The 25,089-nt window shown below is 51.7% G+C and carries 27 protein-coding genes, 1 pseudogene and 1 other annotated feature; all 28 genes and pseudogenes read right to left on the bottom strand.

Features of this window, described 5'->3' with window-relative positions:
- Nucleotides 1-71: 71 nt before the first annotated feature.
- Nucleotides 72-731 (bottom strand): histidine phosphatase family protein, encoded by a 660-nt coding sequence (locus H503_RS0111400; protein WP_009014806.1) that lies wholly within the window; start codon nucleotides 729-731, stop codon nucleotides 72-74.
- 17 nt (nucleotides 732-748) lie between these two features.
- Nucleotides 749-1,534 carry a YlmH family RNA-binding protein gene (locus tag H503_RS0111405; RefSeq protein WP_009014807.1) on the bottom strand — a complete coding sequence of 262 codons (786 nt, stop codon included), beginning with the start codon at nucleotides 1,532-1,534 and terminating at the stop codon, nucleotides 749-751.
- A 2-nt stretch (nucleotides 1,535-1,536) separates the two neighbouring features.
- The gene (gene proC / locus H503_RS0111410) at nucleotides 1,537-2,355 is read right to left on the bottom strand and encodes a pyrroline-5-carboxylate reductase (protein WP_009014808.1); all 819 of its coding nucleotides are present in this window, start codon (nucleotides 2,353-2,355) and stop codon (nucleotides 1,537-1,539) included.
- Nucleotides 2,343-2,840, bottom strand: a complete 498-nt coding sequence (locus H503_RS0111415) for a cell division protein SepF (RefSeq protein ID WP_014128331.1) — start codon at nucleotides 2,838-2,840, stop codon at nucleotides 2,343-2,345. The genes proC and H503_RS0111415 overlap by 13 nt, the downstream gene beginning before the upstream one ends.
- 14 nt (nucleotides 2,841-2,854) lie before the next feature.
- Complete coding sequence (locus H503_RS0111420) at nucleotides 2,855-3,559, bottom strand: YggS family pyridoxal phosphate-dependent enzyme (protein ID WP_016459599.1); 705 nt, start codon at nucleotides 3,557-3,559, stop codon at nucleotides 2,855-2,857.
- 22 nt (nucleotides 3,560-3,581) lie between these two features.
- A complete protein-coding gene (pgeF, locus tag H503_RS0111425) occupies nucleotides 3,582-4,388 on the bottom strand; it encodes a peptidoglycan editing factor PgeF (protein WP_009014811.1) in 807 nt (268 codons plus the stop codon).
- Nucleotides 4,389-4,390: 2 nt separating this feature from the next.
- Nucleotides 4,391-5,914, bottom strand: a complete 1,524-nt coding sequence (locus H503_RS0111430) for a polyphosphate--AMP phosphotransferase (protein WP_014128330.1) — start codon at nucleotides 5,912-5,914, stop codon at nucleotides 4,391-4,393.
- 307 nt (nucleotides 5,915-6,221) lie between these two features.
- On the bottom strand, nucleotides 6,222-6,623 hold the full coding sequence (gene ruvX, locus H503_RS0111435) for a Holliday junction resolvase RuvX (protein ID WP_009014813.1): 402 nt from the start codon (nucleotides 6,621-6,623) through the stop codon (nucleotides 6,222-6,224).
- Nucleotides 6,620-7,813, bottom strand: coding sequence for a DUF3084 domain-containing protein (locus tag H503_RS0111440; protein ID WP_009014814.1), 1,194 nt, complete (start codon nucleotides 7,811-7,813; stop codon nucleotides 6,620-6,622). The genes ruvX and H503_RS0111440 overlap by 4 nt, the downstream gene beginning before the upstream one ends.
- Before the next feature lie 116 nt (nucleotides 7,814-7,929).
- Nucleotides 7,930-8,160: a YdbC family protein gene (locus H503_RS0111445; RefSeq protein ID WP_009014815.1), complete on the bottom strand. Its 231-nt coding sequence runs from the start codon at nucleotides 8,158-8,160 to the stop codon at nucleotides 7,930-7,932.
- Between the two features lie 21 nt (nucleotides 8,161-8,181).
- The gene (locus H503_RS0111450; protein WP_009014816.1) at nucleotides 8,182-9,210 is read right to left on the bottom strand and encodes a glycosyltransferase family 9 protein; all 1,029 of its coding nucleotides are present in this window, start codon (nucleotides 9,208-9,210) and stop codon (nucleotides 8,182-8,184) included.
- Nucleotides 9,203-10,255, bottom strand: a complete 1,053-nt coding sequence (waaC, locus tag H503_RS0111455) for a lipopolysaccharide heptosyltransferase I (protein ID WP_035196452.1) — start codon at nucleotides 10,253-10,255, stop codon at nucleotides 9,203-9,205. The genes H503_RS0111450 and waaC overlap by 8 nt, the downstream gene beginning before the upstream one ends.
- Nucleotides 10,221-10,772 carry a D-glycero-alpha-D-manno-heptose-1,7-bisphosphate 7-phosphatase gene (locus H503_RS0111460; protein WP_009014818.1) on the bottom strand — a complete coding sequence of 184 codons (552 nt, stop codon included), beginning with the start codon at nucleotides 10,770-10,772 and terminating at the stop codon, nucleotides 10,221-10,223. The genes waaC and H503_RS0111460 overlap by 35 nt, the downstream gene beginning before the upstream one ends.
- Before the next feature lie 5 nt (nucleotides 10,773-10,777).
- A complete protein-coding gene (gene rfaD / locus H503_RS0111465; protein ID WP_009014819.1) occupies nucleotides 10,778-11,743 on the bottom strand; it encodes an ADP-glyceromanno-heptose 6-epimerase in 966 nt (321 codons plus the stop codon).
- Nucleotides 11,740-13,218, bottom strand: coding sequence for a D-glycero-beta-D-manno-heptose-7-phosphate kinase (rfaE1, locus tag H503_RS0111470; protein WP_016459601.1), 1,479 nt, complete (start codon nucleotides 13,216-13,218; stop codon nucleotides 11,740-11,742). Before rfaE1 ends, rfaD begins: the two co-directional genes overlap by 4 nt.
- Nucleotides 13,215-13,724: a D-sedoheptulose-7-phosphate isomerase gene (locus H503_RS0111475; RefSeq protein ID WP_108911977.1), complete on the bottom strand. Its 510-nt coding sequence runs from the start codon at nucleotides 13,722-13,724 to the stop codon at nucleotides 13,215-13,217. The genes rfaE1 and H503_RS0111475 overlap by 4 nt, the downstream gene beginning before the upstream one ends.
- Nucleotides 13,725-13,782: 58 nt before the next feature.
- A complete protein-coding gene (locus H503_RS0111480; RefSeq protein ID WP_026385752.1) occupies nucleotides 13,783-15,384 on the bottom strand; it encodes an OstA-like protein in 1,602 nt (533 codons plus the stop codon).
- A gap of 207 nt (nucleotides 15,385-15,591) precedes the next feature.
- On the bottom strand, nucleotides 15,592-16,038 hold the full coding sequence (locus H503_RS0111485) for an OmpH/Skp family outer membrane protein (protein ID WP_226828427.1): 447 nt from the start codon (nucleotides 16,036-16,038) through the stop codon (nucleotides 15,592-15,594).
- Between the two features lie 216 nt (nucleotides 16,039-16,254).
- Nucleotides 16,255-16,875: a flavodoxin family protein gene (locus tag H503_RS0111490; protein ID WP_009014824.1), complete on the bottom strand. Its 621-nt coding sequence runs from the start codon at nucleotides 16,873-16,875 to the stop codon at nucleotides 16,255-16,257.
- A 64-nt stretch (nucleotides 16,876-16,939) separates the two neighbouring features.
- Entirely contained in the window at nucleotides 16,940-17,140 is a 201-nt protein-coding gene (locus H503_RS0111495) for a heavy-metal-associated domain-containing protein (RefSeq protein WP_016459603.1), read from the bottom strand.
- Nucleotides 17,141-17,171: 31 nt separating this feature from the next.
- On the bottom strand, nucleotides 17,172-17,462 hold the full coding sequence (locus tag H503_RS0111500; protein WP_009014826.1) for a metal-sensing transcriptional repressor: 291 nt from the start codon (nucleotides 17,460-17,462) through the stop codon (nucleotides 17,172-17,174).
- Between the two features lie 128 nt (nucleotides 17,463-17,590).
- Complete coding sequence (ileS, locus tag H503_RS0111505; protein WP_045171805.1) at nucleotides 17,591-20,335, bottom strand: isoleucine--tRNA ligase; 2,745 nt, start codon at nucleotides 20,333-20,335, stop codon at nucleotides 17,591-17,593.
- A gap of 93 nt (nucleotides 20,336-20,428) precedes the next feature.
- Nucleotides 20,429-20,642, bottom strand: a binding site (T-box leader).
- A gap of 62 nt (nucleotides 20,643-20,704) precedes the next feature.
- Entirely contained in the window at nucleotides 20,705-21,496 is a 792-nt protein-coding gene (locus H503_RS0111510) for a TrmH family RNA methyltransferase (RefSeq protein WP_009014828.1), read from the bottom strand.
- Nucleotides 21,493-22,152, bottom strand: a complete 660-nt coding sequence (locus tag H503_RS0111515) for a potassium channel family protein (protein ID WP_009014829.1) — start codon at nucleotides 22,150-22,152, stop codon at nucleotides 21,493-21,495. Before H503_RS0111515 ends, H503_RS0111510 begins: the two co-directional genes overlap by 4 nt.
- Before the next feature lie 10 nt (nucleotides 22,153-22,162).
- A complete protein-coding gene (locus H503_RS0111520; protein WP_009014830.1) occupies nucleotides 22,163-23,491 on the bottom strand; it encodes a TrkH family potassium uptake protein in 1,329 nt (442 codons plus the stop codon).
- Between the two features lie 6 nt (nucleotides 23,492-23,497).
- Nucleotides 23,498-24,511, bottom strand: coding sequence for an alpha-hydroxy-acid oxidizing protein (locus H503_RS0111525; RefSeq protein ID WP_009014831.1), 1,014 nt, complete (start codon nucleotides 24,509-24,511; stop codon nucleotides 23,498-23,500).
- 88 nt (nucleotides 24,512-24,599) lie between these two features.
- A pseudogene (locus tag H503_RS12340) lies at nucleotides 24,600-24,743 on the bottom strand (winged helix-turn-helix transcriptional regulator); the annotation flags it as partial.
- 50 nt (nucleotides 24,744-24,793) lie between these two features.
- Nucleotides 24,794-25,089, bottom strand: a 296-nt coding sequence (locus tag H503_RS0111530; RefSeq protein ID WP_026385710.1) for an IS3 family transposase, incomplete at its 5' end; no start/stop codon positions are given.

Here is a 25,089-nt window from a genome sequence, read left to right on the forward strand (position 1 = left end):
AAGACTGCAATTTCCCCATAAAAACAAGGCTCCGTGAAGTAAAACTACTTCACGGAGCCTTGTTTTACGTGTTATCGCTTGATTGGAAAATCAAAGAGGCCAATTTTCTCATCACTTCGCAGATAGGAAAGGTCATTCAAAAGGAAGATGGCATGTTCATCCCACTTATTGATACCAATCATCGTAAGCGACGCCGGACGGATATCAAAGGACACTTTCTTGAAAGCCACTTCATCAATGGAATAGCCCATCCAGTAGAAAAGGATATTTTGGATAGATCCTTTATGGGCGACGATGATAAGGTCTTCCGTCCCAGAAAGGACATCCTTTATCCCATCAATCGTCCGCTCATAGAACTCCCGCCGCGTCTCCCCTTCATCATAATTGCGATGATCAAGTTCGCGTCCCGTTTTTGGAGCATGGTAAAAAGCCTTTGCGGCAATGACGCTCTTGCCGGCAGCCTTTCCATTATTTTTTTCACGCAAGGCCTCAAAAAGGATCATTTCCTTGATACCAAGCGCCTTTTTAAGGATGGCCGCGCCTAGCTGACAGCGCTGCAGGTCACTTGCTGCCAAACGGGGTGGTTTCCTTCCAGCAAAATCCTTTTTGAGGACCGCTGCCAGTTTCTCCATTTGGACCTTGCCGTCTGCCGTAAGGCATGAATCAGTCCAGCCACCAGTAAGGGCCTTGACGTGATGCTCTGCTTCACCGTGACGGATGAGTAGAATCATAATGGGCCTCCTCCCAATCAGAGATACCGCTTCATGGTAATGGCCATACGACCTTTTTTGGTAGTACCGCGCACTTCAGCAAGTTCTGCCCTGCCTCGGCTTCTAAAGGAAATCACATCCCCTTCCTTGACAAGCTGGGAAGGATTTTTGGCGTCCTGCCAATTGACGCGCACATTCTGCCCCTTGATTTCCTCGGCCATGCGGGAACGGGAAACGCCAAAGCCAGCCGCCGCGACAGCATCCAGCCGAAGGGCTGAAACGGTGGCGGAAATGACCTTGACACGCTGCTCCTTTTCCTTGAGCTCCGTTAGGGGAATTTCCTTTACTTCTACCGTGGCCGCCCCGATCTGTGTCAAGTTGGAAAGGATAAAAGGGACCATGGTCTTGTCAACAACCATCTGGGCTCCCTCGTCGGTAAAGACAATGTCTCCCAAGATATCCCGGCTGCAGCCCATACCCGTAAAAGCTCCCAGAACATCGCGGTGACCCACATCATAATAACGTTTGTCCCAGGTTACAAGAAGGGCCGCAATGGCAAAATCCGGTTCACCATAAAAATCGTCCACAACATAGGCAATACGCATCCGTTCGGCATTTTGAAAGCCCCCGAAGCTCTTCATAGTAATCTGTGTATAGTTTGACGCGACAATATCGGCCACATTGATGCCATGGGGATCCATGAAATCACTGACCATATAGCGGCGATTGCGGCGGGCCTGGTCTGCAAGGTCAATAAGTTTTCCCGCCAGTTCCTCGTCTCCGCCGGCTTTAAAGAATCTAAGGATTTTTTCTCGATCTGCCATAGTTATTTCTTGAGCGCTGCACTTTGCTTCAAAACAGCATCGACAGCGTCATAGAACGCTCCTCTCACTCCGTGATTTTCAAGGGCCTTGATGCCTGCAATGGTCGTACCCCCGGGACTTGTCACCTGATCGCGCAGCTGGGCGGGGTGAAGGCCTGTCTTAAGACCCATCATGCCACTTCCTGCCATGGTGGCAGCGGCAAGCTTGATGGCAAGGGCACGCGGAAGGCCTGCCATGACGCCCGCGTCAGCGAGGGCATCCATGACTACAAAAAAGTAACCCGGTCCGCAGCCACTGATGGCCGTAATGGCTTCCATGGCACTTTCATCAACCCAAATGGTCTCGCCGCAGGAATTGAAGATGGTCCCCGCGAAGGCCTTCATGTCTTCGGTCACGGCGTCATCGGCGGTAAGGGCCGTCATCCCCATGCCAACAGCAAGGGGGGTATTGGGCATGGCACGAATGACGGCGTGGGCCGGCACAAGAGCGTGAAGCTTTGCAAGGTCAAAACTTCCCATGATGGAAAGGATTGCAGCTTCCTTTGGAAGGGTCTCCAGCATTTCTGCCGTGACAGCCTTATGGGCCATCTGCGGTTTTACAGCAAGGATGACAAGGTCAGCACCCTGTACAGCCTCTTCATTTTTTCCGCAAACAGCGGCCTTTGGATAGGACGCGCGCAGCCGGTCCTGGCTCTTTTGGGAAGGGACGGAAAGGGCAATATCGGATTCAGAAGCGACATTTCCCAGGAGCATACCCTTTAAGATGGCCTCTCCCATCGCTCCGCAGCCAATAAAAGCAATCTTTGGATTTATCTCTCCCATGGTTCAGCCTCGCTTTCACTTGTGTAATTCGTATTTTCCACGTCGATTTCAACATTTTGCGGCGCGCAGACCATGATATTGCGTCCAACTTTGCGCAAAGACCCATCAAGGGCATAGATGGTGCCACTGATAAAATCCACAATACGTTTGCGCACATCGTTATCCGTATTTTCAAAGTTGATCACCACAGGCTGGTTATTACGCAGGTAATCCGCCATTTTCTGGACCTCGTCAAAACCAATGGGTTCCACGACGACAACGCTCACGGATTTTTGCGCATGGGGCATGGCAATGAGATTGTCCCGTCCCGTATGACGTGACTCTTCATAGCGGTTTGTTTCATAACCGCGATGACTTTCGCTGCCATAACTTTTGGTGCCAAACATAGGCACGACATTGTCCTTTTTTTCATCGTCAAATTCGAATTCGTTGTCCTCTTCTTCCTTGAGGCCGATGGCACGCATGATATTATCGAAAAATTTCATGGAATCTTCTCTCCTTAAAATTTGAGGGTATAGTCGCGGGCACCAAAAAGAGCGGAACCCACACGGATTTCATTGGCGCCTTCTTCTACGGCAATCCAATAATCATGGGTCATGCCCATGGAAAGGATGTTGACATCTTCATGCTTGAGTGCGTCCCTGAGGAAAAGGAAATCCTCATACCCCGCGCGGAAAACAGGACGCGTTTCTTCCACCTGGTCCGTTGCCTGGGCAATGACCATGACGCCGCGGACACGCAGATGAGGATAAGCATCCAGCGTTTTTACAATGGCCCTGAAATCGGCCGGTTGAAAGCCACTTTTTTGGCTCTCCCCCGCTTCATTGATCTGAAGCAGCACATCCTGCACCTTGCCAACCTGTTCGGCCGCCCTATCCAGATGGGTCAAGATCTTGGCACTGTCCGCCGATTCAATAAGGTCAAAATGTTCTACCGCATGTTTAGCCTTATTGGTCTGGAGATGACCAATAAGGTGCCAATGACCTCTTTTCGGCAGGACTTCCTGCTTATGCATCGCCTCCTGGACCCGGTTTTCCCCAATTTCCGTAAGCCCTGCGTCAAGGGCCTCCGTAACCACCTCAGGGGGATGGTTCTTAGTGACAGCAAGAATGGTCACCGTATCCCCTGTCACCTTCTTTTCCTTGCGAAGAGCCAAGGCCTCATCGATTTTTTTCTGAACTGAGGCAAGTTTTTCCGAAAGCATGCACAACATCTCCTTACGAGTTTTACCTTCCACGTTGAAATAAAATGGCAGCAAGCCTTCCCGTCCGGCCATGATCACGGCGATAGGAAAAATAGTGGTCAGAGGAAAAGGTCGATACTCCAGCAAGATAAATCTGGTTTGTTGGGATCCCTGCTTTTTGGAGCATCGCTGCATTAAGGTGCCATAGATCCATCAAATAGTGATGGGGCCGCGTCTGGATAAAGAACGCTTCATAGCCAGGCGCCGCGTTACGCACCCTGTCATCAACCTCATAATCCTTGGGACCAATGGAAGGACCAATGGCCGCAACAAGGTCCCGGGGCTGACTGTGAAACGTCTCTTTCATGACAGAAACGGCCCTGGGCCCGATGGCACCCACTGTACCCCGCCAGCCAGCATGCAGCAGGGCTGCTCCTTTTTGGACGGGATCCACAATCATGATGGGTGTACAGTCCGCATAAAAAAGCATGAGGGGAAGATCCTTTTCACCCGATGCAAGGCCATCCACACCGGCAAGAGTCGTTCCAAAGTCCCTTGCCCCACGGCCAGCCTGGGCGGCATCTACCACTGCTATCTGGCTCCCATGGATCTGGGCGCAGGTCACCGTGCGGTCAAGCGAAATGGAAAGGGCGCGGGCCGCTTTTTCCCGGTTCCTTATAACAAGCGCCGCTTCATCCCCCACGTGAAGGGCCATATTAAGCGTATGGGGAAGGATGGCACTTTCCCCGCCCTCCATACAGGTAAAGGCGTTCTCAAAGCCCATTTCCCGCAAAACCGGGAAATAGCCATAGGTCACGCCTTCTTTTGTTTCATAACAGAACGTCTCCATAATCAGCCTTTCTTTGCCTTGCTGCCAGCCTTATCATCAACCGCAGCCAAGGCCTTTTCCATACGGTCGATCATGGTGCTCATGACCTTGAGGCGGGCATAGTATTTATTATTGCCTTCAACCACGGTCCATGGGGCATAAGGGGTATCAGTCCGGTAAAGCATTTCATTGACGGCATCGACATAAGCATCCCACTTGTCGCGGTTGCGCCAATCTTCTGCCGTAATTTTCCACGTCTTATCAGGATCTTCCTCACGGGCCTTGAAGCGGCGGAACTGCTCATCCGGATCAATATGCATCCAGAACTTCTGGACAATGAAGCCCTGCTTTGCCCATTCCTCTTCCATTTCGTTAATTTCCTCGTAGCCCCGTTTCCAGTCCTTTACGGGCGTAAAATGCTCCACCCGTTCGACAAGGACGCGGCCGTACCACGTACGGTCAAAGACAGCGATTTCTCCCGGTTCCGGAATCTTGGTCCAAAAGCGCCAGAGATAATGATAGGCTTTTTCGATATCATTCGGCGCACTTACAGGATTGACCTTGTACCCCAAAGGGTCCAAAGCCGATGTCAGGCGTCTGATGGCCCCGCCTTTGCCGCCTGCATCCCAGCCTTCAAAAGCCACAACCGTACTGATTTTCCGTTTGGCAAGTTCCACCTGAAGCTCTGCCAGCCGTTTCTGGTATTTTTTAAGCTTTTCATCATAGGTCTTCTCGTCCATATCCTTATTGCAGTCATAGCGCGCCAAGATGGACGGGATGGAGGGATCGGAAGCATAGGACAGCGGTGCCTGCGAGCTTTCTTTTTGGGTCTCTGCCGCCGATAAAGCCGCCTTGAACTCACTGATAAGGACATCCATGGTCTCAAGGATACCAGTCCGCACATCTTCCATCGGAATGACATGCCACGGTGCATAGACCGTATTTGTTTCCGTCAGCATCTTTTCGTAGACATTGCGGTAAGCCTTATAGTCAACACCTTCGATACCAGCCGGTGTCAGGGCTTCCCAGCGGCTTCCCAGGGAATCCTTGTCTTTGGCGATATTCTTTTCCTGCTGCTTTTGAGAAATATGGGTAAAAAGCTTGATTATACGATACCCGCCCAAATAGAGGGTCCGTTCAAAATCGTTGATTTCATGAAAAGGCACATTGTACCATTCCGCTGCCTCGTCCGGATCACCTACATCATGTTCATTGCGGAGAAAATACCAGGCACGGTGATGGATACTGATTCCGCCCATAGGGGGCAGCTCTTTCCAGAACTGGGTGAAGAAGGGACTCATCTTCTGCCGCTCCGTCGTCTTTGACGCGGAATACACCCGGAATCCGCGCGGATCAAGGGCGCTGATGACCTTGTTGATGAGCTTTCCCCGATAAGTCCCACGGAATCCCTCAAAAAGGATAATGACCGGCACCTTGGCATCGCGCAGGGCACGGCCCAAATAGCCCAGTTCCGCACTTTTCTTGTCAAACTGCTTGGCATAGGTGCCCTTGGGCGTCTTTTTAGACAAATCGATCTGATTTAACATCGGCATCGCTTCCTTTGCTGATCAGCCATTGGAGATTGATGTTCAATACTTTATTATACTGTTTTTTCCTAGGGAAAGGAAGGGTTCCCGTGGTTTTTGCTTGGTATGCAAAGTGGATCAATGATCTGCACGCGCTGCCCACGGCCGTAATCATTACAACATGCGCAATGAAAATGCCTCTTAGCTAATCATTCCTGAACCGGCTATAGGTGCAGGCTATTAGCCAGTTGCCTTCCCAGATTGTGGCCCAACATTTGACAAAGAACCTAAAAAATCCCTCTGACCCACTACGGTCAGAGGGATAACTCTATTTTTTGCTTGAAAGATAGCGCTGCACGAGGATCACGGCGGCAAGGCCGTCCATGTTTCCCGGCGGCGTGCGCATGCCCAAAGGAATGAGTTTCATGAGGCCCTTGGGAGGATGCAGCTTCCAATATAGCTGCCGTGCTTCTTCCGTGCTGTGGGCCTCATCAATGATGTGGATGGCAAGATCCGGGTAGGCTGCAAGGAGGGTCTTTTGCATGGATGCACTGGTCGTCCCATTTCCAAGGACGCATTCCGTTACGGGCACATGATCGAGGAATTTCTGTAAGGATGCAAGGAAATGCTCCATGAGGAGCACTTCACAGCGAAGGATCTTTCCCGATTCCTCACACAGAGCGGCTCCTGTCTTGTCCTTTCCTGGATCGATGCCGAGAATCTTCTTCATTCGTTTTCCTCCGCCGGACGGATGACGAACTCGAGAACCACGGGGCCTGCAACAGTCACATCCTGTTTTGCTTTTGCCGTAATGGTCACATGACCGCCCAGTTCGGAAATATGCTCGCTGGCACGGACAAGGTCACGGCTCGAGATAGCACCCACCTTCCCTGTCAGGGGATCAGGAATGACGCCACCTGCCTGAGCCATGCGGTTGACATCCTTCAAAAAGGCCATCAAGGCAAGGTCAACCTGCTCTGTATTGGGTTTGACCGTAATGGTTTGGCGCAGGATCGTATCGCCGTTATGATAGACGATGGTATTGGGGGTCATTTCCAACCGGCTGACAACCACTTCCCCGGAAAGGATGTTTCCAGCCGCACACAGCCGGACATACATGGTCCCTTTCTGCTGGGACAGCTCGTGGGCCGTTTGTTCCACAGAATCTTTGCTGAGCCAAATGACGGGCGTGCCTGGCGGCGTTCCCACCCGTTCACCCACGGCATGGTTGGCCGCATTCAGGAATGCTTCCATCTCTTTTTGGGTTTCTTCCTTACTGAGTCCTCCCTGCAGGGAACCGGAGAAAAGGATTTCCCCGCTGCGGAAGACCACGTTGCCTTCCCGGATGGTCACGATATTTTCACGGAGCTTCCGGGACTGTTCTTCCAGATCCTTGACGTCCCGCTGCAGGTTGTCACGGGCTTTTTCGGCTTCCTCGGCTTGCCGTTGGGCTGCTTTTAGACGCTGACTGGCCTCTTCATACTGGGCCTGCATGGAAGCAAGGCTGCTGCGGGCTTCTTCCATTTGGGCTTCGGCCGCTTCTTTTTCGCTTTTTGCTTGGGTCAGGGCTTTTTGCGCTTCACCAATCTGGCGGTCCAGTTCCTTGATGGTAGTGCTTTGGGCCGACAGCTCCCGTTTTGCCTCATCACGGGAAGCGGTCAGGGTCTGCAGTTCTTCCTGAAGCTTTTTCATGCCAAAAAGCGCGGTCCTAACTTCCTTGCTGCTGACGGTCAGGACGCCCATAGTCATGGCAGCAACAAGGATGCCGCTAATGATGGTCATAAGGACAGAGGTGTCATGAGGGCGCAGGCCGAATAGGCTGAGTCTTTTTTTGCCAATCTTACTGCCAAGTTTGTCACCTAAATAAGCAATGAGCCCGCCCATGAGGGCAAGGACAAGGATCAATACAATGCCAAGCATATTCGGTCCTCCCTTCTTATTGGTGTCGTAGTCACAAGGACCACTTGGGGGATCACCCCCTTCTTATCTTTACTATAGCGAAGCCTCTAAAAAGAGTCAACGGGTGACTTTTCCTTTTAGAGAAGGTTTTCTTCCTGAAGGGCTTTCAGGAGATGGACTGCTTCTTCAACCGATAAGGTCACGCCCTTTCCCATTTTACTATGATCCGGCGTCCAGTCGCGAATGTCGTACTTTGGCGTTCCGCCATTCCAGGAAATCACATTGACTTCCTTGGTCCACCCTTTCGGGCTTTTAGAAAGGACAGCAACCTGTTTGACGATTTCATAGCTGAATTCTTTTCCCGCCATCGCTTCTCCTCCTTTTTTGTCTCAGCGCCGCAGCATCGTATAGGCAGCACCGAGGACCTGGTCCACCGTAAGCTGGCGCATGCAGCGCATATCCTCACAGTGATGTTTCATGCCGCTGCGGCAGCCATCACAAGGGGGAATGGCTTTGACAATGATGGCATCTTTCGTATAGGGTCCATAAAGATCAGGATGGCTCGGTCCATACATGGCCACGATGGGGACTTTTTGACTGATGGCTACATGCATGGGTCCACTGTCATTGGTGATAATGAGCTGACAGCGGCTCATGGCAGCCGCCAGTTCGCCAATAGAAAACTTTCCCGTGGCAACAAGGGGCTTTGTCTTCATCTTGGAAATAGCAGCCTCCACCATCTCCCGGTCCATGGGCCCGCCAAAAAAGACGGTTTCATAGCCTTCTTCCTTAAGGGTATCGGCGACAGCGGCAAAGCGTTCCGGTGCCCAGCGTTTTGTTTCAACGGCACTTCCGATGTTAAAGCCCACTAGGCCCGTTTCAGGGGATAGGCCCGCCCCCTGCCAAAAGGCCTCGGCTTTTTGGTAATCCGCCTTGCCGGGGAAAACTTCCAGACCACGATGCTCCAGATGGGTCACACCCAAGCGGGTAAGGACATCAAGATACATATCGGCGGCGTGAAGGGTGCGGTCCAGCTTGATGCAGGGGTCAAAAAAACCGCGGAAAAGAAAATGACTGGCGCCCACTTTGACAGGCACCCGAGCCACGGCATCGATAAAGGAACAGCGCTCATTAGGGTGAAGGTTGATGAGAACGTCAAACTTCCCGTCTGTGATTTTCTGTCCCATGGCCCAAAGCGCCCGAAGATGATTGTCCCGTCCTTTTTTGTCGATGGTCCACACATGATCGATATACGGATTGTGGAGAACCACATCCTTTAATTTTTCATCCACAAGGTAGGTAATATCTGCCGTAGGCGCCGCTTTTCTCAGTGCGTGGATAAACGGCGTCGTCAGCACAAGATCCCCAAGATGCATGAGAAAGGTCACGATGATTTTCTTATGGGAAAGGTCAATCATGGTTCTTTCCTACTTTCTTTTGAAATTCCTGAAAGACAACGTCCGGTGTAATGGCGGCCATGCAGGTCCAGTGACTGCAGGTTTTATTGAGGCAGCCGGCGCAGGACTCAGGGCTTACGAGAATCACAGCTCCTGCATCCCCATAAGGACCTGTGCGGTCCGGGCGGGTCGGTCCATAAAGGGCAACCAAGTCTTTTTTGAAAGCGGTTGCAATATGCAGCGGCCCCGTATCGGCACTCACATAAAAAAGTGCCCCTTTGATGAGGGCCCCCAGTTCACGAAGGCTCGTGCGGCCAATGAGATCAAAGAGCGGTTTGGGATAATTGGTCAGTTCGCGGATCCGCTCCCCCAGTTTGACGTCATCGGGTGCGCCGCAAAGAACCACGCTGTATCCTTCATCCATGAACTTTTGGGCCAGCTTGGCAAAATGGCCGGCAGGCCATCTTTTGGTCTCCCACCTCGCGCCAGGAGCAAGGACAATGTACGGCGTCCCTTGAACCAAGCCTAAAGCGGCAAGCTTCTTCTCGACCGTCTCCGTTTCTAGTTGGAGGGACGGCATGGGAAAGGACACTTCCTTTACATCCGCACCCAAAAACCGTGCGACATCAAGATAGCGCTCAATGACATGATCCTTGATATGGGGTCCAATGATGGCCTTTGAAACAAGACCGCTGCCTTCCCTCATCTCCCCATAGCCAATGCGGGTTGCCGACCCTGTCAAAAGGCTCATGACCGCACTTTTGAAAAGTCCCTGCATGTCAATAACCAGATCAAAGTGTTTTTCACGGAGGGTATGACGCAAGTTTTTCAGCGTGCGCCATTTCCCCTTGAAATCCATTTTGTTAAACGCGGCCTTATCAAAATAAAGGACCTCATCAATGATGGGAGGTCCTGGAATAAAAGCGCCGAACTGGGGATGGACAAGCCACGAGATCCGGGCCTTGGGAAAACGCTGCCGCAAGGCACCCGCAAAAGGAAGCGTGTGGATCACGTCCCCGAGGGAGCTCATTTTAATGATGAGGATGTTCTGATAGTCCACGTCCATTCGCCTCGATGCGCAAGATTTTTTGCAAAAATTCATCCAGATTCCCTTCCTGGAAAAGATAGCCCGGCAGGCCTGCTGCAAGGGCAGCGTCAATATCGCTTTGGCGGTCTCCGATGAGGAAGGAGCCTTCCCGCAAAAGGGCGTAGTCAGAAAAAGCCTGCAGGATCATGCCTGGCTGGGGTTTACGGCAAGAACATGGATGTACCAGTTCCTTGACGGTCCCTTTCGTCGGGTGGTGGGGACAGTAATAGAAATGGGTAATCTGACCGCCGGCTTTTTCTATTTCCTTTGCCATGAAAGCATGAAGGACCTTCATGTCCTCTACGGTGTAGTATCCTCTTGCAATCCCGCTTTGGTTGGTTACGACAAAGACGGCATACCCCAGCTTATGGAGCCGTGCCAAGGCCGTTTTGGCGCCGGGAACCCACTGGACCTGCTCTGGACGGCTGATATATCCCGTGTCCACATCAAGGACACCGTCACGGTCAAGAAATACGGCTTTTTGTCCCACAGCCATCCTCCTTAGCGATAATAGCCATCAGAGGCCTGGAGCACGCCGCAGTATTCCTTGACGGCCTCGGCAAAATCCGTAAATCCGCCATCATAGCCCGTTTGAATGAGTTTTGTCGTATCTGCCTGGGTGTAGCTTTGGTATTTTCCCTTGAGGACCTCCGGAAATGGCACATAAACGAGCTTTCCGCTGCCAAAAAAGTCCAGCACGGCTTTTGCCATATCGTTAAAGGTATGGGCTTTGCCCGTTCCCAAGTTATAGACACCCTTTAGTTCCGGATGCTGCCAGAAATAAAAAAGTACCTTGACGACATCCTTGACGTAGATGAAATCCCTCGTCTGTTCACCTGGGCCATAGCCATCATATTCGCCAAAGAGCTTGACCTCGTGGTCTTTCTGCCACTGAAGGAACATCTGGCGTACCATGGAAGCCATCTTGCCCTTGTGGTTTTCCTGGGGTCCGTAGACGTTGAAATACCGGAAGCCCGCAATCTGACTTTCCGCCTTGTCAAAATAGCGGCGGGCATAGTTGTCAAAAAAGAGTTTGGAAAAAGCATAGACATTAAGGGCCTCTTCACAGGCAGGTTCTTCGCGGAATCCTTTCTGGCCGCTGCCATAAGTTGACGCCGAAGAAGCATAGAGGAATTGGATCTTGCGGTCCATGGCAAAGTGCATCAAGGTCTTTGTATATTGGAAGTTATTTTCCATCATATACTTGCCGTTATATTCCATCGTATCGGAGCAGGCACCTTCATGGAAGATGACTTCGATGGGCGCATGGTTCCATTTGCCGTTTTTCACGTCTTCGATAAAATCCAACTTATCGCAGTAATCCATGACCTTGAGGCCCTGGATATTCTTGAATTTCACCATATTGGTCAGGTTATCGACAACAAGGATATCATCCCGGCCCTGATCGTTCAGACCTTTTACGATGTTGCTGCCGATAAAACCGGCACCACCGGTTACAATGATCATAGTTTGCCCTCCTTCACAAGTGCAACAATCTTTTCAACAATTCCTGTCGTGGAATAGCCTTCCTTGAAGGGCAGGATTTCTACCGCCCGTGCATATTCTCGGCCAGCCACTTCTTCCTTCTTGTAATCGCCGCCCTTGACGAGAATATCGGGGCGAATCTTTTTGATCAGTTCCGTCGGCGTATCTTCCCCAAATAAGGCTACGGCGTCGACATCACGGAGACTGGCAAGCAGCCTTGCCCGATCCGTTTCGTGGTTAAAAGGACGCGTCTGTCCCTTGAGACGGCGCACGGAGTCGTCCGTATTGACGCCAATGATCAGATGATCTCCCAGCTGGGCGGCCTGCTGCAGGTACTGCACATGGCCGGCATGGAGAATATCGAAGCAGCCATTGGTAAAGACAACAGTCTCTCCCGCCTGCTGCCAGGTCCTCGTCAGCCGGGCCAGTTCGTCCCAGGTCATGGGGCGATAGTCAAAGCTTTCCGGCTGCGAATCAGCAAGGATTTCACGGAGCAGTTCTTCTTTATGGACAGGATAGGTCCCCACCTTGGAAACAACAATCCCCGCCGCCTTATTGGATAACTCCAAGGCATCAGCAAGGGAAAGCTTTCCTGAAATGGCCGCAAGCAGCACGGAGGCAACCGTATCCCCTGCACCAGAAACATCAAAGACTTCCTGTGCCGTGGCAGCTTTTGTAATGACGTCATCTTTTCCAACAAGGGTGACGCCCTTTTCCGAACGAGTGACGACCACATAGCGGATATCAAAGGTTTCGCGGGCCTGTTGGGCCAGTTCCACCAAGGCAGGCGTTACATTGGGAACAACCTTTCCTGCCGCTTCACACATTTCCTTGACATTGGGCGTGATGAGGTCGCAGCCCCGATACTTGGCCCAATCGGACCCTTTGGGATCGACAAGGACCGGTACATTGGCCGCCCTTGCCTGGGTGATGACCATCTGGCAGAAACGATCTGAACAGGTTCCTTTGGCATAATCCGAAAGGACGATCCCGTCAAGTCCCTCATCAAGATGCTTGCGGAGCCACTGGAGAAGAGCCTGTTCCTCATCGGGCAGGAGATCCCCCGGTTCCTCGAAGTCAAGACGCAGCATCTGCTGCCGCGCGCCAATGATACGCATCTTGGTAATGGTACTGCGTTTTGGGGAAGCAATGAGGCCGCTGTAATCAACCCCTAGCTCCCGCAGTTTCTTCTCAAGGACGCGGCGGTGATCGTCTTCACCCGTCATGCCCGCCACATAGACCTGGACCCCCAGGCCTGCCAAGTTTGCCGCCACATTGCCTGCACCGCCCAAGACGGAAGTCAGGCGTTTTACACGCGTGACGGGAACCGGGGCCTCCGGGGATATGCGGCGCACCTCCCCATAGGCGTAGCGATCGAGCATAACATCACCAATCACGGCAATGCGCAGATGCGTGATTTTTTCGGTCAATAATTCAATCACAGATTGACTGTTCATTCCCATTCCACCAATTCACAAAGGATATGGCCCATGATTTCATGGATTTCCTGGGCCCGGGCCGTATTTTCCGTAGGGACGGCAAGAAGGATATCACAGAGTTCCGCCATCTTGCCCCCGCCTTTGGCAGTAAATCCTAAGGTACGGATGCCCATGTTTTTCGCCATCAAAATGGCTTCTACCACGTTTTTGCTGTTGCCGCTCGTGGAGATGCCGACCAGAAGGTCCCCTTCCCGTCCCAAGCCTTCGACCTGACGGGAAAAGACGCGGTCATAGCCGTAATCATTACCGACAGCGGTCAGGATTGACGTATCCGTCGTCAGGGCAAGGCCTGCCATACCAGCCCGTTCCTTTTGGAAACGGCCTACGATTTCAGCCGCCCAATGCTGGGCATCGGCTGCGGAACCGCCATTGCCGCAAAACATAATCTTGTTTCCTGAAAGAAGGGTCATCTTCATAAGTCCTGCCGCGTCTTCCAGGTCCTTCATCAGCTTTTTGCTCCCCATGACGCGGTGGACGAGCTTTTCATGTTCAAGGAAACGGCCATCAATGAGTTCACGTGCATTACCAGCGGAAAAGTTCATATTGTACACTCCATTCATCATCGCCGCCTTTATAGCGTTTGTCACGATATTCAAAGGTCAGGCGGAAACAGCAGAAATCGTGTCTCCATCTCCAGATATACTCATAAACATTGTGCCCTGCCTCGTCATAGCGCGTCATGAACGTCACATTGTCACGAGGTGTAAAGGTCTTGGAAAGACCAAATTGGACTTCCCGGTCCATATCGGGACGGCCATAGTCAAAGATGGAAGCCTGCCGCTTTTCCCAATAGTAACCCAACCAGGTGTCAAACCCAGCACCCAGATTTTTGCGCAGGGTTGCCGAATAAAGCCAGGTCTTACGGGTAGAATCCCGTTCGCTCTCATTGATCCATTTGCGGCCCACACCAAGACCCAAGGTCAGGGGGCGGTCGCCATGGATGAGGGTAATGGGATCATGGTTCAGGAAGACGGCATATTCCGTGTGCCAGCTCTTGATTCGGTTATCCTTCCAGAGCCCATGGCTTGCGTAGGCAGAATACGAAAGGGGCAGGGAATCGGAAATCCGGTGTGGCTTATACCCCACCTTGATATCATGCATCTTGCGGATCCAGTTGTTGTTATCGTCCTCGTCAAAGCCTTCCATATAACGGACATAGTAATTCCGTTCGTCCTGGGTATCCGTAAACATAGGACGCCAACCAATCTTGGAATAGTATTTGATGTCCGCGTCCAGCGTGTTATGGTCACTGAAATCATAGGAATAATTGTAACGCAGCTTGATTCCCTGATCTTCATCATAGCCGATATGGGGCACAAAGCTCTGCTTGTTTTCCCCATCGTTCAGCCGGTTGATCCAGCGGTCGCGGCTATAGATGTGCTTTCCCTTGAGGTAGACCTTGACCCCATAGGCTATGATCTTGTCATTGGGGTAGATGACCACATGATCGGCCCTAACTTCCAGGCATGGCGGATGCTCTACAGCAGGGCAGCGCGTTACGGATGCCCCTTGGTCTAGGTCCACATGATCTTTATAGATGTGGGCAATATCCGCCTTGTAGAGGTCATCCCCGTTCGTTCCCTTCATGTTGTGCACGGTCCCGGTCTGGGTCTTGAAATTATAATGGCCCCAATCGGAATCAGTCGTGTTGGGGGGATCAATCATGCGGCCCCCTTGGAGCAGGTACACATCGCCTGTAAGAGCATTGCCCCGGGCTTCCGTCGTATAAAGCCGCTGCGTGCCCTGATAGAGGCGCACATTGCCGCTGGCTGTAAATTCCCCTGTATCGGAGTGGTACAGGACATGATCCCCATAAATGGTGATAGGCAGATCGGACTCACTGGCCGCTTTGTCCTCTCCCCGCTCCTGACGGGCCTTCTTTTCTTTTTCACTTTCCTGCTTGGCCTGAACCGCCTCTTCCGCAAACTGGTCCGGTTCATCCTGGAGTTTGCGGATGGCTTCTGCTTGCGCGGCCCGTCGGGCCACATCATCGACGGTCTGCGGCTCATAGGCAGGACCGTTTTTAGTGGCAAGGGGCTGGCCGTCATATGCCCTAGCGGCGTAGGCCGCACTCGGCATGCATACCATCATGGTAACGAGTAAGGCAAGTGCCTTTTGGTTCATAAGGGATATCCTCCACTCAATGAAATTACCGCAATGCGGCGCATGAACTATGGAAAAGGGAAAAATCACTTCCCTGATTGGTCATACTTCTCTTTATTATATCATAAAATGGAGCCAATGAAGCGGGCGCCTAAAAGAAAACAGCGCCAGATCACTGGCTCCAGGATAAAGAAAAACCGCTGCAAGAGCAACGGTTCTTCCCTCATTTTATTTTCCGCCAACAGCTTTGAGGACGTCTTTGGTGATGTCCGTGCCGCCGTCAACAACAGCACTGCTCGTCAGGACCGTGGAAAGACCGCGTTCCTTGGCAACTTTGCTGACTGCCTTCAGAATCTTTTCACGGATCGGGTTGAAGAGTTCCTGTTCCCGTTTGGCAATGCGCTCGGTCAAGGTGTTGTCCAAGGCCCGTTTGCCGTTGTCATCAAGGCTGGGAGCTTTTTCCCGGAATTCCTGCTGTGCCTTCTGCTGTTCCAGATTCAGGGCAGCACGAGCACTGGCAAAATCAGGGTGATGGGAAAAGACCGTGTTAAGGTCAACATACCCAATGGTTGCTTCGGCAGCAAAGGCCGTTGCCGGAACCATGGCGCCAGTATACCCAAGGCATACCAAAAGGGCAATGACGACTGCCATGAATTGCTTTTTCAATTGAATCATCCTTTCTTCATGAAGCGTTAATTGAACGACTTCCTGCATTATATCATGTCAAATATTGCCATGCAAGGGAATGTACAATTTCCAGACCTCATTGCTTGCCGCGCCTCCAAATGCCCAATTGACGGGATGAAGACGCAGTCATCTTCTGACAGGATGACTCCAGAAAAAGTGAATTTTTTGGAAACAAAACCGCCGAACCATCAGCGCAGGACAGCCTTAGCGAATAAAGTGGGTCCAGACCTCCCGCTTTGTTCCAGGCAGCTCGATGCCGGCTTTTTTGCCTGCTTCAAGGCACTTCAGGAGATAGGCCATGTTCTTACCCAAATTGCGCATCGTTTGGAGCCCTTCTGCATCTTTGAGGATATCGCCGGCAACAAGGCCATGGCCCACATTCCAATACGTGGAACTGACTACGGGCATTTCTGCAATGGTAAAATACTTATTCATGGCATCAATGCTCGCCGTCGTGCCGGCCCGTCTTGCCACGGCAATGCTCGCCCCGGGCTTTAGGCGAAAGATGCCGCTTGCGGCATGAAAGACGCGGTCCAAAAAGGACAGGACGCGCCCCGTAGGATGGGCATAGTAGACAGGCGTGCCAAAGATAAACCCGTCGGCTTCCTTTGCTTTTGCAATGAAGGCATTGACCGGATCACCGGTGAAGATACATCCTTTTTCCGTACATTTTCCGCAGTCGATGCAATCCTGTATGGCCCCAGCCCCGATTTGAAACAGCTCCGTTTCGACGCCTTCTGCCTCGAGGGCTTTTGCCGCTTCCTCAAGAGCCAGTGCCGTATTGCCATTTTGATGATGACTGCCATTTAACAGCAGGACTTTCATATGATCTCTCCTTTAGATAGAAAAAACTGCCACAGCTTGTGCAGCAGTTTGTAGGTCAGCTTGATCAAGCCAGTTCGTAACCGGCTTCGCTGATGACGGATCTAAATTCATCCATGGGGATTTCGCGGGATGCCGTCACCTTCGCGGTCCCCTTTTCCAAGTTGACGTCGACAGCAGAAACGCCGTCCATGGCAAGCAACGCATCATGGACATGTTTCTGGCAGTTGACGCACATCATTCCTTTGACATTCAATGTTCTTTCCATATTATGTGGCTCCTTTCCAAGAACCATGGGCTCATTTCATGAGTTTCTGCATGGTTTCACAAAGTTCATCAACGACGGTATCATCCCCTGCACGGATATCGTTAACCACACAGGATTTGATATGATCGCACATCAGCTTGCGATTAAACGCATTGAGCCCACTGTTGATGGCACTGACCTGAGTCAGGATATCCACGCAGTAACGGTCTTCTTCAAGCATCCGTTTGAGTCCCCGCACCTGTCCCTCAATTCGGTTAAGGCGTTTGATGAGATCCTTGTATTCCCGGCAGTCTTTATCCCTTTCGGTTTTTTCGTGCATCATAGTACTATACCTCCGTTACGTATATAGTATTCATTTTCTCCTGTTCTGTCAAGCCCTCTTTCAAGACCAGCCCCCCTCAGGACGAAAAAGGCCGCAGGAAGCCCGAAAGGGTTCCTGCGGCCTTTTTCTTAGTCGCTGAGGACTTCGATGCAGCGATGGCATAAGGTCGGATGGTCCGGATCCTTGCCAACGGTGGGATCATAGTTCCAGCAGCGTTCGCATTTTTCACCTTCAGCGGCTGCGACAGCCACGGTCAGGTCGTCGCGCTCAGTCTTCATCCCGCTATCTGTGCCTTCATGGATAGCAGCCTGGGAAACAATGAGCAGGGTTGGCAGATCCTTTTCCAAGGGCTTCAAGAGCTCATAAGCTTCACCCGTGGCATAAAGGTCGACCTTGGCATCAAGGGAGTGGCCGATGGTCTTTTCCCGGCGTGCATTTTCAAGGACCTTCGTGATTTCGCCGCGAATAGCAATGAAGTGTTCCCATTTTTCCATCTTGGCTTTGTCCAGATATTCTTCATGGAGTTTCGGCCATTCCAGCATAAGCACACTTTCCGGAGCGCCTGCCGGTTTTTTCATGAACTGGTACACTTCTTCCATGGTAAAGCTCAGAATCGGAGCGAGCATGACGATGAGGTCGCTGAGAATCTCGTACATGGCCGTCTGTGCACTGCGGCGCTTCTTATCATCCTTCTTGCTGGCATAGAGGCGGTCCTTGATGATATCAAGGTAGAAAGAGCTCATGTCGACAGTGCAGAAATCATGGATAGCATGGTGGACGACATGGAAATCATAATTTTCATAGGCTTTCTCGACGTCTTTTTTGAGTTCCTGGAGACGCATGAGGGCCCACTGGTCAAGTTCTTCCATTTCGGCAAAAGGAACCTTCATGGTTTCAGCGTCGAAATCAGACGTATTGCCCAAGATGTAGCGGATGGTGTTGCGGATCTTGCGGTACACTTCGGAAACGTGTTTGATGATTTCCTTAGAGACGCGGACATCGCCTTTATAGTCCGTGGAAGAAACCCAGAGACGAACGATATCGGCACCATAATCCTTGATGATGTCCTGCGGGGCAACGGTATTGCCGAGGGACTTGCTCATCTTGCGGCCTTCCCCATCAAGGGTATAGCCGTGGGTCAGGACGGCACGGTACGGAGCCTTACCCGTCGTGGCAACGCTTGTCAGAAGGGAAGACTGGAACCAGCCACGATGCTGGTCGCTGCCTTCAAGGTACAGGTCAGCCGGCCAGGTAAGACCGGGGAAATGGTTGAGGACAGCGCGATGGGAAGACCCGGAGTCAAACCAAACATCCATGATGTCAGATTCCTTACGGAAGTGGGTACCGCCGCATTTGGCGCACTTCGTACCTTCCGGCAGCAGTTCTTCTGCCGTATGGGCCCACCAAGCGTCGCTGCCTTCCTTTTCGAAGATGGCAGCCAGATGACTGATTGTATCAGGGGTGATGAGCGGTTCTCCGCAGTCTTCACAGTAGAAGATAGGAATAGGCACGCCCCAGACGCGCTGACGGGAAATACACCAGTCATGACGGTCACGGACCATATTGTGGATACGGGCTTTACCCCAGCTCGGGATCCACTGGACATCATTGTCAATGGCCTTCAATGCATCTTCACGGAACCCATCAACAGAGCAGAACCACTGTTCCGACGCGCGGTAGATGATGGGGTTCTTGCAGCGCCAGCAGTGGGCATATTGGTGATGGATACTTTTCTTGCCCAACAGATGGCCCGTTTCCGCCAGATGCTTGATGACAAGACCATTGCTATCAAAGACAAAATGACCTTTGAAGGCTTCCCCTGCTTCATCGGTATAACAGCCCTTTTCATCAACAGGGCAAAGGATATCAAGGTGATATTTAAGGCCTGTCAGATAGTCGACATCACCATGACCAGGAGCGGTATGGACGCAGCCCGTACCAGTTTCCAGGTCAACATAGTCACCCAGGCAGACGAGGGATTTACGATGGTTATATTCCGGGAAAGGATGTTCACATTCCATGAATTCCATATCCCGGCCCTTCGTTGTTCCAAGGACCTTACCAAAGATGATGCCGCATTCCTCAGCAACTTTCCCGACAAGTTCACTTGCCATGATGAGGACTTCATCCCCGTACTCAACCCAAGCATATTCAAAATCAGGATTGACCGTAACAGCGACATTTGCCGGGATGGTCCACGGTGTCGTCGTCCAAATGACCATGGATGTCTTCTTGCCCTGTGCGCCTTCCGGTGCCTTGTCCTTTGCATCTACAAGAGGAATCTTCACGTAGATGGTCGGAGTCTTTTGGTCTGCATATTCGATTTCAGCTTCCGCCAGGGCCGTTTCGCAGTGCGGACACCAATAAACGGTCTTCTTGCCTTTATAGATATAGCCTTTGTGGGCCATTTCCCCAAAGACGCGGATCTGTTCGGCTTCAAAAGCCGGCTTCATGGTGATGTAAGGATGATCCCAATCGCCTTGGACGCCAAGCCGTTTGAACCCTTCGCGCTGAATATTGATCCATTTCAAGGCATAGTCATGGCACATCCTGCGCAGTTCAAGGGCGCTGAGTTTATGACGGTCAACGCCCACTTCCTTGAGGCAGGCATGCTCAATCGGCATCCCATGCGTATCCCAGCCCGGTGTATAGGGAGTATCAAAACCGCGGGCATATTTATACTTCAGGATGATGTCCTTGAGGATCTTATTGAGGGCATGGCCTAAATGGATCTTGCCATTGGCATAAGGAGGGCCATCGTGAAGAATGAACTTTTTATGTCCTGCGTGGGCCTTCAGTTTCTTTTGATAGATACCCTTCTCCTTCCAGAATGTTAAAAAGTCCGGTTCCCTTTTGGGAAGCCCTGCGCGCATAGGGAAATCTGTGGCAGGAAGGTTCAGCGTGCTTCCATACCCTTCATTTTCTTTTGACACTTGCTCCACCTCCAAAAAATAAGACCCCGTCCCCTAAGGGACGAGGTTTAACCCGTGGTACCACCCTCATGACAGGCTTATCCTGCCACTTTGTATGGGATAACGGCCATAAGACGGGTCATTCTACTGTGATTTCGATGACCAGCTCCGGAGTGATCTTCTTTCTCATTTCCTTCTGTCCAGGCTCACACCCTCCCCGGATCGCTCTGCCAGAAATGGGAAGTACTGTCTCCCTCATTGCATTGTCGATATACGCTGATATTATACACTCACGGTCTGGGTACGTCAATCATTTGGGAAAGGAGAAAATCAGTTCCGTCCCGGATCCTGCTGCACCATGGCTTCATAGAGCAGGATGCCTGCAGCAACGCCGACGTTAAGGCTTTCCGCTTCCCCCAGCATGGGAATCTTGACGCGGGCGGCACTTTTTTCCAAGAGACTGTGAGAAACCCCTTCAGCTTCACTGCCCATGATGAGCAGCGTCTTTTGGGGATAGGTGAAATCCCGCAAGTCAGCGGCGCCATCTAGGGCTGTTGCCACCAAGGTCCAACCTGCCTTTTGGGCAAAGGTCATAAGGGCGTCTTCCGTGATTCCCGTAAAGACCGGGATATGGAAGAGGTTTCCCATGGCTGCACGCACCACCTTGGGGTTATAAAGATCGGCACTGCCAGAAAGCAGGATGACGCCTTGGGCATTCATGGCCCGTGCGGTACGGATCATGGTCCCGACATTTCCAGGATCATGGATTTCGTCAAGAACCAGGATCAGCCCCCTTTCAGGATGGACCGTTTCAAGGCTCCTTTCCTTAAGGCGGACCAAAGCGGCCAACGATTGGGGCTCTTCCGTTGCCGTCAGTTTTTTCATGATGTCCCCAGTCACTTCATAATAGGGAATGTCTGACCCTTGAGCCTCTTTTTGGAAATCCTCAGGAAGATCCGTAAAAAAGTAAGCCGTCACGGTCCACGAAGACGACCGGACTTCCCGTACAGCACGGACCCCTTCGACGAGAAATAGGCCTTCCCTAAGGCGGTACTTTTTTTGCTGCAGGCTGGCGGCCTTCTTCACCGTTTCGTTCTGGAGGGATGTGAGACGTTTGATCATAGTTCCTCCCTCAGCTTTTCAATATCTTTCTGGGTGCCGATGAGCACCAAGATGTCTCTCGCAATAAGCGGTTTTTGCGGATCCATGCTGATTTCCGTCTTTTTATCAGGGTGCTTGACGGCTACGACATTGACGCCAAAACGACGTCTTACATCAAGGTCGACCAAGCTCTTGCCGACAGCCCCAACAGGAGCATCCAGTTCAACAAGGCAAATGTTGTCGGACAGTTCCACAAAGTCGAGGATGTTGGTAAAGCCCAAACTGTGACCAACCCGCCGCCCCATGTCCCGTTCCGGGAAGATGACGGACGTGGCGCCGATTTTTTTGAGCATCTTTCCGTGGATTTCGGAGGAAGCCTTGGCAAGAATGGTCGCCATACCGGCTTCCTTAAGGATCATGCAGCACAGAAGGCTTGGTTCCAGGTCCCCGATGGCAATGATGGCTGCGTCAAAGTTCCGCAGGCCCAGACTCTTGACCACCGTTTCATCAATGGCCTCACTGACAACAACATGGGTCAGCTTATCGGCCATTTCTTGGACTACTTCTTCGTCATGATCAATGCCCAGGACCTCATGGCCCATTCCGACCAGGGTTTCCGCAACGGACGCGCCAAAACGCCCCAGGCCCCAGACAACAAACTGTTTCTTTTTGTTCATAGTTACGCTCCTAGCCAATGATGATCTTTTCTTCAGGATACCGGATCAAGGCTTCCCTGCGGCGAGCCGTAAGGGCCATGACAAACGTCATGATGCCTACACGTCCGGCATACATGGAAAGGATCATGATAATCTTCCCGCCTGCCGTAAGATGCTGGCTAAGTCCGCTGGAAAGTCCCACCGTCGCATAGGCTGAAACCACTTCAAATAGGGCCTCCACAAGGCTTGTCTCCTCTAGATACGTAATGCCAATGATGGCAAGAAAGATCCAGATGATGGACAGCGTGGTAATGGCAAAGGCCCGATGGATAGTCTCCTGGTCAATGCGCCGCCCAAAAATGACACACTCCGGCTTCTGAAAAAGCACTTGATGCGCGGAAAGGATCAGCAAGGCAGCCGTTGTCGTCTTGATGCCGCCGCCCGTTGATGCCGGGGAAGCTCCAATGACCATGAGGAGCACCATAACAAGGATCGTTGAAGTGCGCATCTGCATCAGGTCAAAGGTATTGAAGCCTGCCGTACGGGCAGAAACGGACTGGAAGAAACTGGCCATCCATTGGTCACCGACCGATAGGGTTCCAAGGGTCCTTCCATTGTCAAATTCCATAACCTGGATGAGGAGCGTCCCAAGAGCGATCAGGGCCACTGTCGAAACAAGGACGAGCTTTGTATGGAGCCGGTAGTTCCGAAAGTGCCGGGTATGAACCACGTCACTCATGACGGCAAAGCCTATGCCGCCCAAAATGATGAGCAGGGCAATGAGGCCGTTGACCACCGGATCATGGACATAGCCCACAAGGCTCTGATAATTGCCAAAAAGGTCGAAGCCAGCATTGCAGAAGGCGGAAATGGCATGCCAATACCCATAATAGATGCCCTTGAGGCCAAACTGCTGATAAAAACGCAGGGCCAGGGCCGTTCCAAGGACCCCTTCCACAACAGCCGTATATTTGGCCACGCGCAGGCTCATGCGGACCACGCCGCTCATATCATTCTGGTTGAGTGAGGCCTGGATCAGCATGCGGTCCTGAAGATTGATGCGCCGCCCCAGGGCAACGGAAAAAAGCGTGGCAAAAAGCATCAGGCCCAGTCCGCCCAATTGAATGAGACCAATGATGACCAACTGACCAAAAAGAGAAAAAACCTTTCCTGTATCACAGACAACAAGACCTGTGACACAGGAAGCAGAAGTCGCAGTAAATAAGGCATCAAGAAAAGGCATCCACATCCCATCCCTATGGGAAATGGGCAGCATCAAAAGGAAAGCGCCTGCAAGGATCAGCCCCAAAAACGTCAGGGCAACCACTTGATTAGGAGAAAAATGTTTTCCTTTCAGCAAAGAAGGTTACCTCCGAATCATCTCGCCCGTAATTTCACGGAGCGTAGCTGCCCCGCACATTTCCATCGTATCCTTGAGTTCAGCCCCCAATTTATCAACAAGGCAGCGTACGCCTTCCTTGCCGCCGCCATAAACAGCATTGACAAAAGGTCTGGCAATAAGGACGGCATCGGCGCCCAGGGCAAGAGCCTTGAAAACATCAACGCCGGTACGGATCCCGCCGTCAACAAAGATTTTGACCTTGCCGCCCACAGCAGCCGCGATTTCCGGCAGGACTTCGGCCGTAGCAGGGCTCTGGTCCAGGACGCGTCCCCCGTGGTTGGAAACGACGATAGCCGCAGCGCCCGCTTGGGCGGCCTTGACGGCTCCTTTGACGCTCATGATGCCCTTGACGATGAAAGGCACGTCCGTGAGGGCGATGATTTCTTTCATTTCTTCCACCGATTTGCTGCCAGCAGGCGGCACAAATTTTTTAAGGAAGGGAAGGCCAGCTGCATCTACGTCCATAGCAACCGCAAGGGCTCCCGAAGCCTTGACAAGGTCCATTTTTTCCCTGATCATCTGCATGTTCCAAGGTTTCACCGTCGGAATGCCCACACCTTGGCAGTCCTTGATGGCGTCCGTGGCCCCGCGCATGACTTCCGCGTCCATGCCGTCGCCCGTAAAAGCAAGGATACCTGACTCAGCACAGCCCGGGACGAGCTGGGCGTTATAGGTCACATCATTATATTTATCACTGTAGTGCATGGCAACCGCACCAACAGGACCGGCAAAAAAAGGATAGGCAAAAGAATGTCCAAACAGGGACAGACGGGTATCCGTTTCCCTTTTTTCGCACAGCGTATCCATGACGACGCGGACTGTCTGCCAAGCCTGATAATTGCGGATGGCTGTGTCCCCTACCCCCTTCGCGCCAGGTCCAGGGATGGTATTGCGGCAGGCAACGCCATTGCAGATTGGGCAGCCATGGCATTTGCCAAGGCATTTCCGTGCATTTTCAACAAGTTCTTTATAATCCATGAAAATAACCCCCATACAGTAAAGTATACTGTTATCATTATACCACAAGGAACACTTTTCGCTTCAAAAACGCCGGTGTCCGGCTCCTCTATTTTTGCGTCCTCAAATAGGCGATGTATTCATTTCCCCAGGTCTCGATACTGCTAAGCACGGGGCCAAAACGGCGGCCCATATCCGTGAGAGTGTACTCCACTCGGGGCGGGACCTCGGCATAGACATGACGCGTAATAAGACCGTCCTTTTCCTGATGTGTACCCCAAAAACTGGACGCATATAAATTAGTTAAATGGCATTAGTGGATGTTTCCCGATATATTTCGGGAGGCATCCATTTTGTTTTTTTCTGAATCCTTTCCTTGTTGAAATAATGAATGTATTCTTTCACTGCTTTAGCAAATACCTTGAACGAGGTGTATTCTTTTTCGCTTCCGTAATACATTTCATTTTTCATCCGACCAAAAAAGGTCTCCATAATACTGTTGTCATAGCAGTTGCCCTTACGCGACATTGACTGTATAATTCCATGCTTTTTCAATTCACTTCTGTAATATTCATGCTGATACTGCCATCCCTGATCCG

Source organism: Acidaminococcus intestini DSM 21505 (genome assembly GCF_000425045.1).
GTDB classification, from domain to species: domain Bacteria; phylum Bacillota; class Negativicutes; order Acidaminococcales; family Acidaminococcaceae; genus Acidaminococcus; species Acidaminococcus intestini.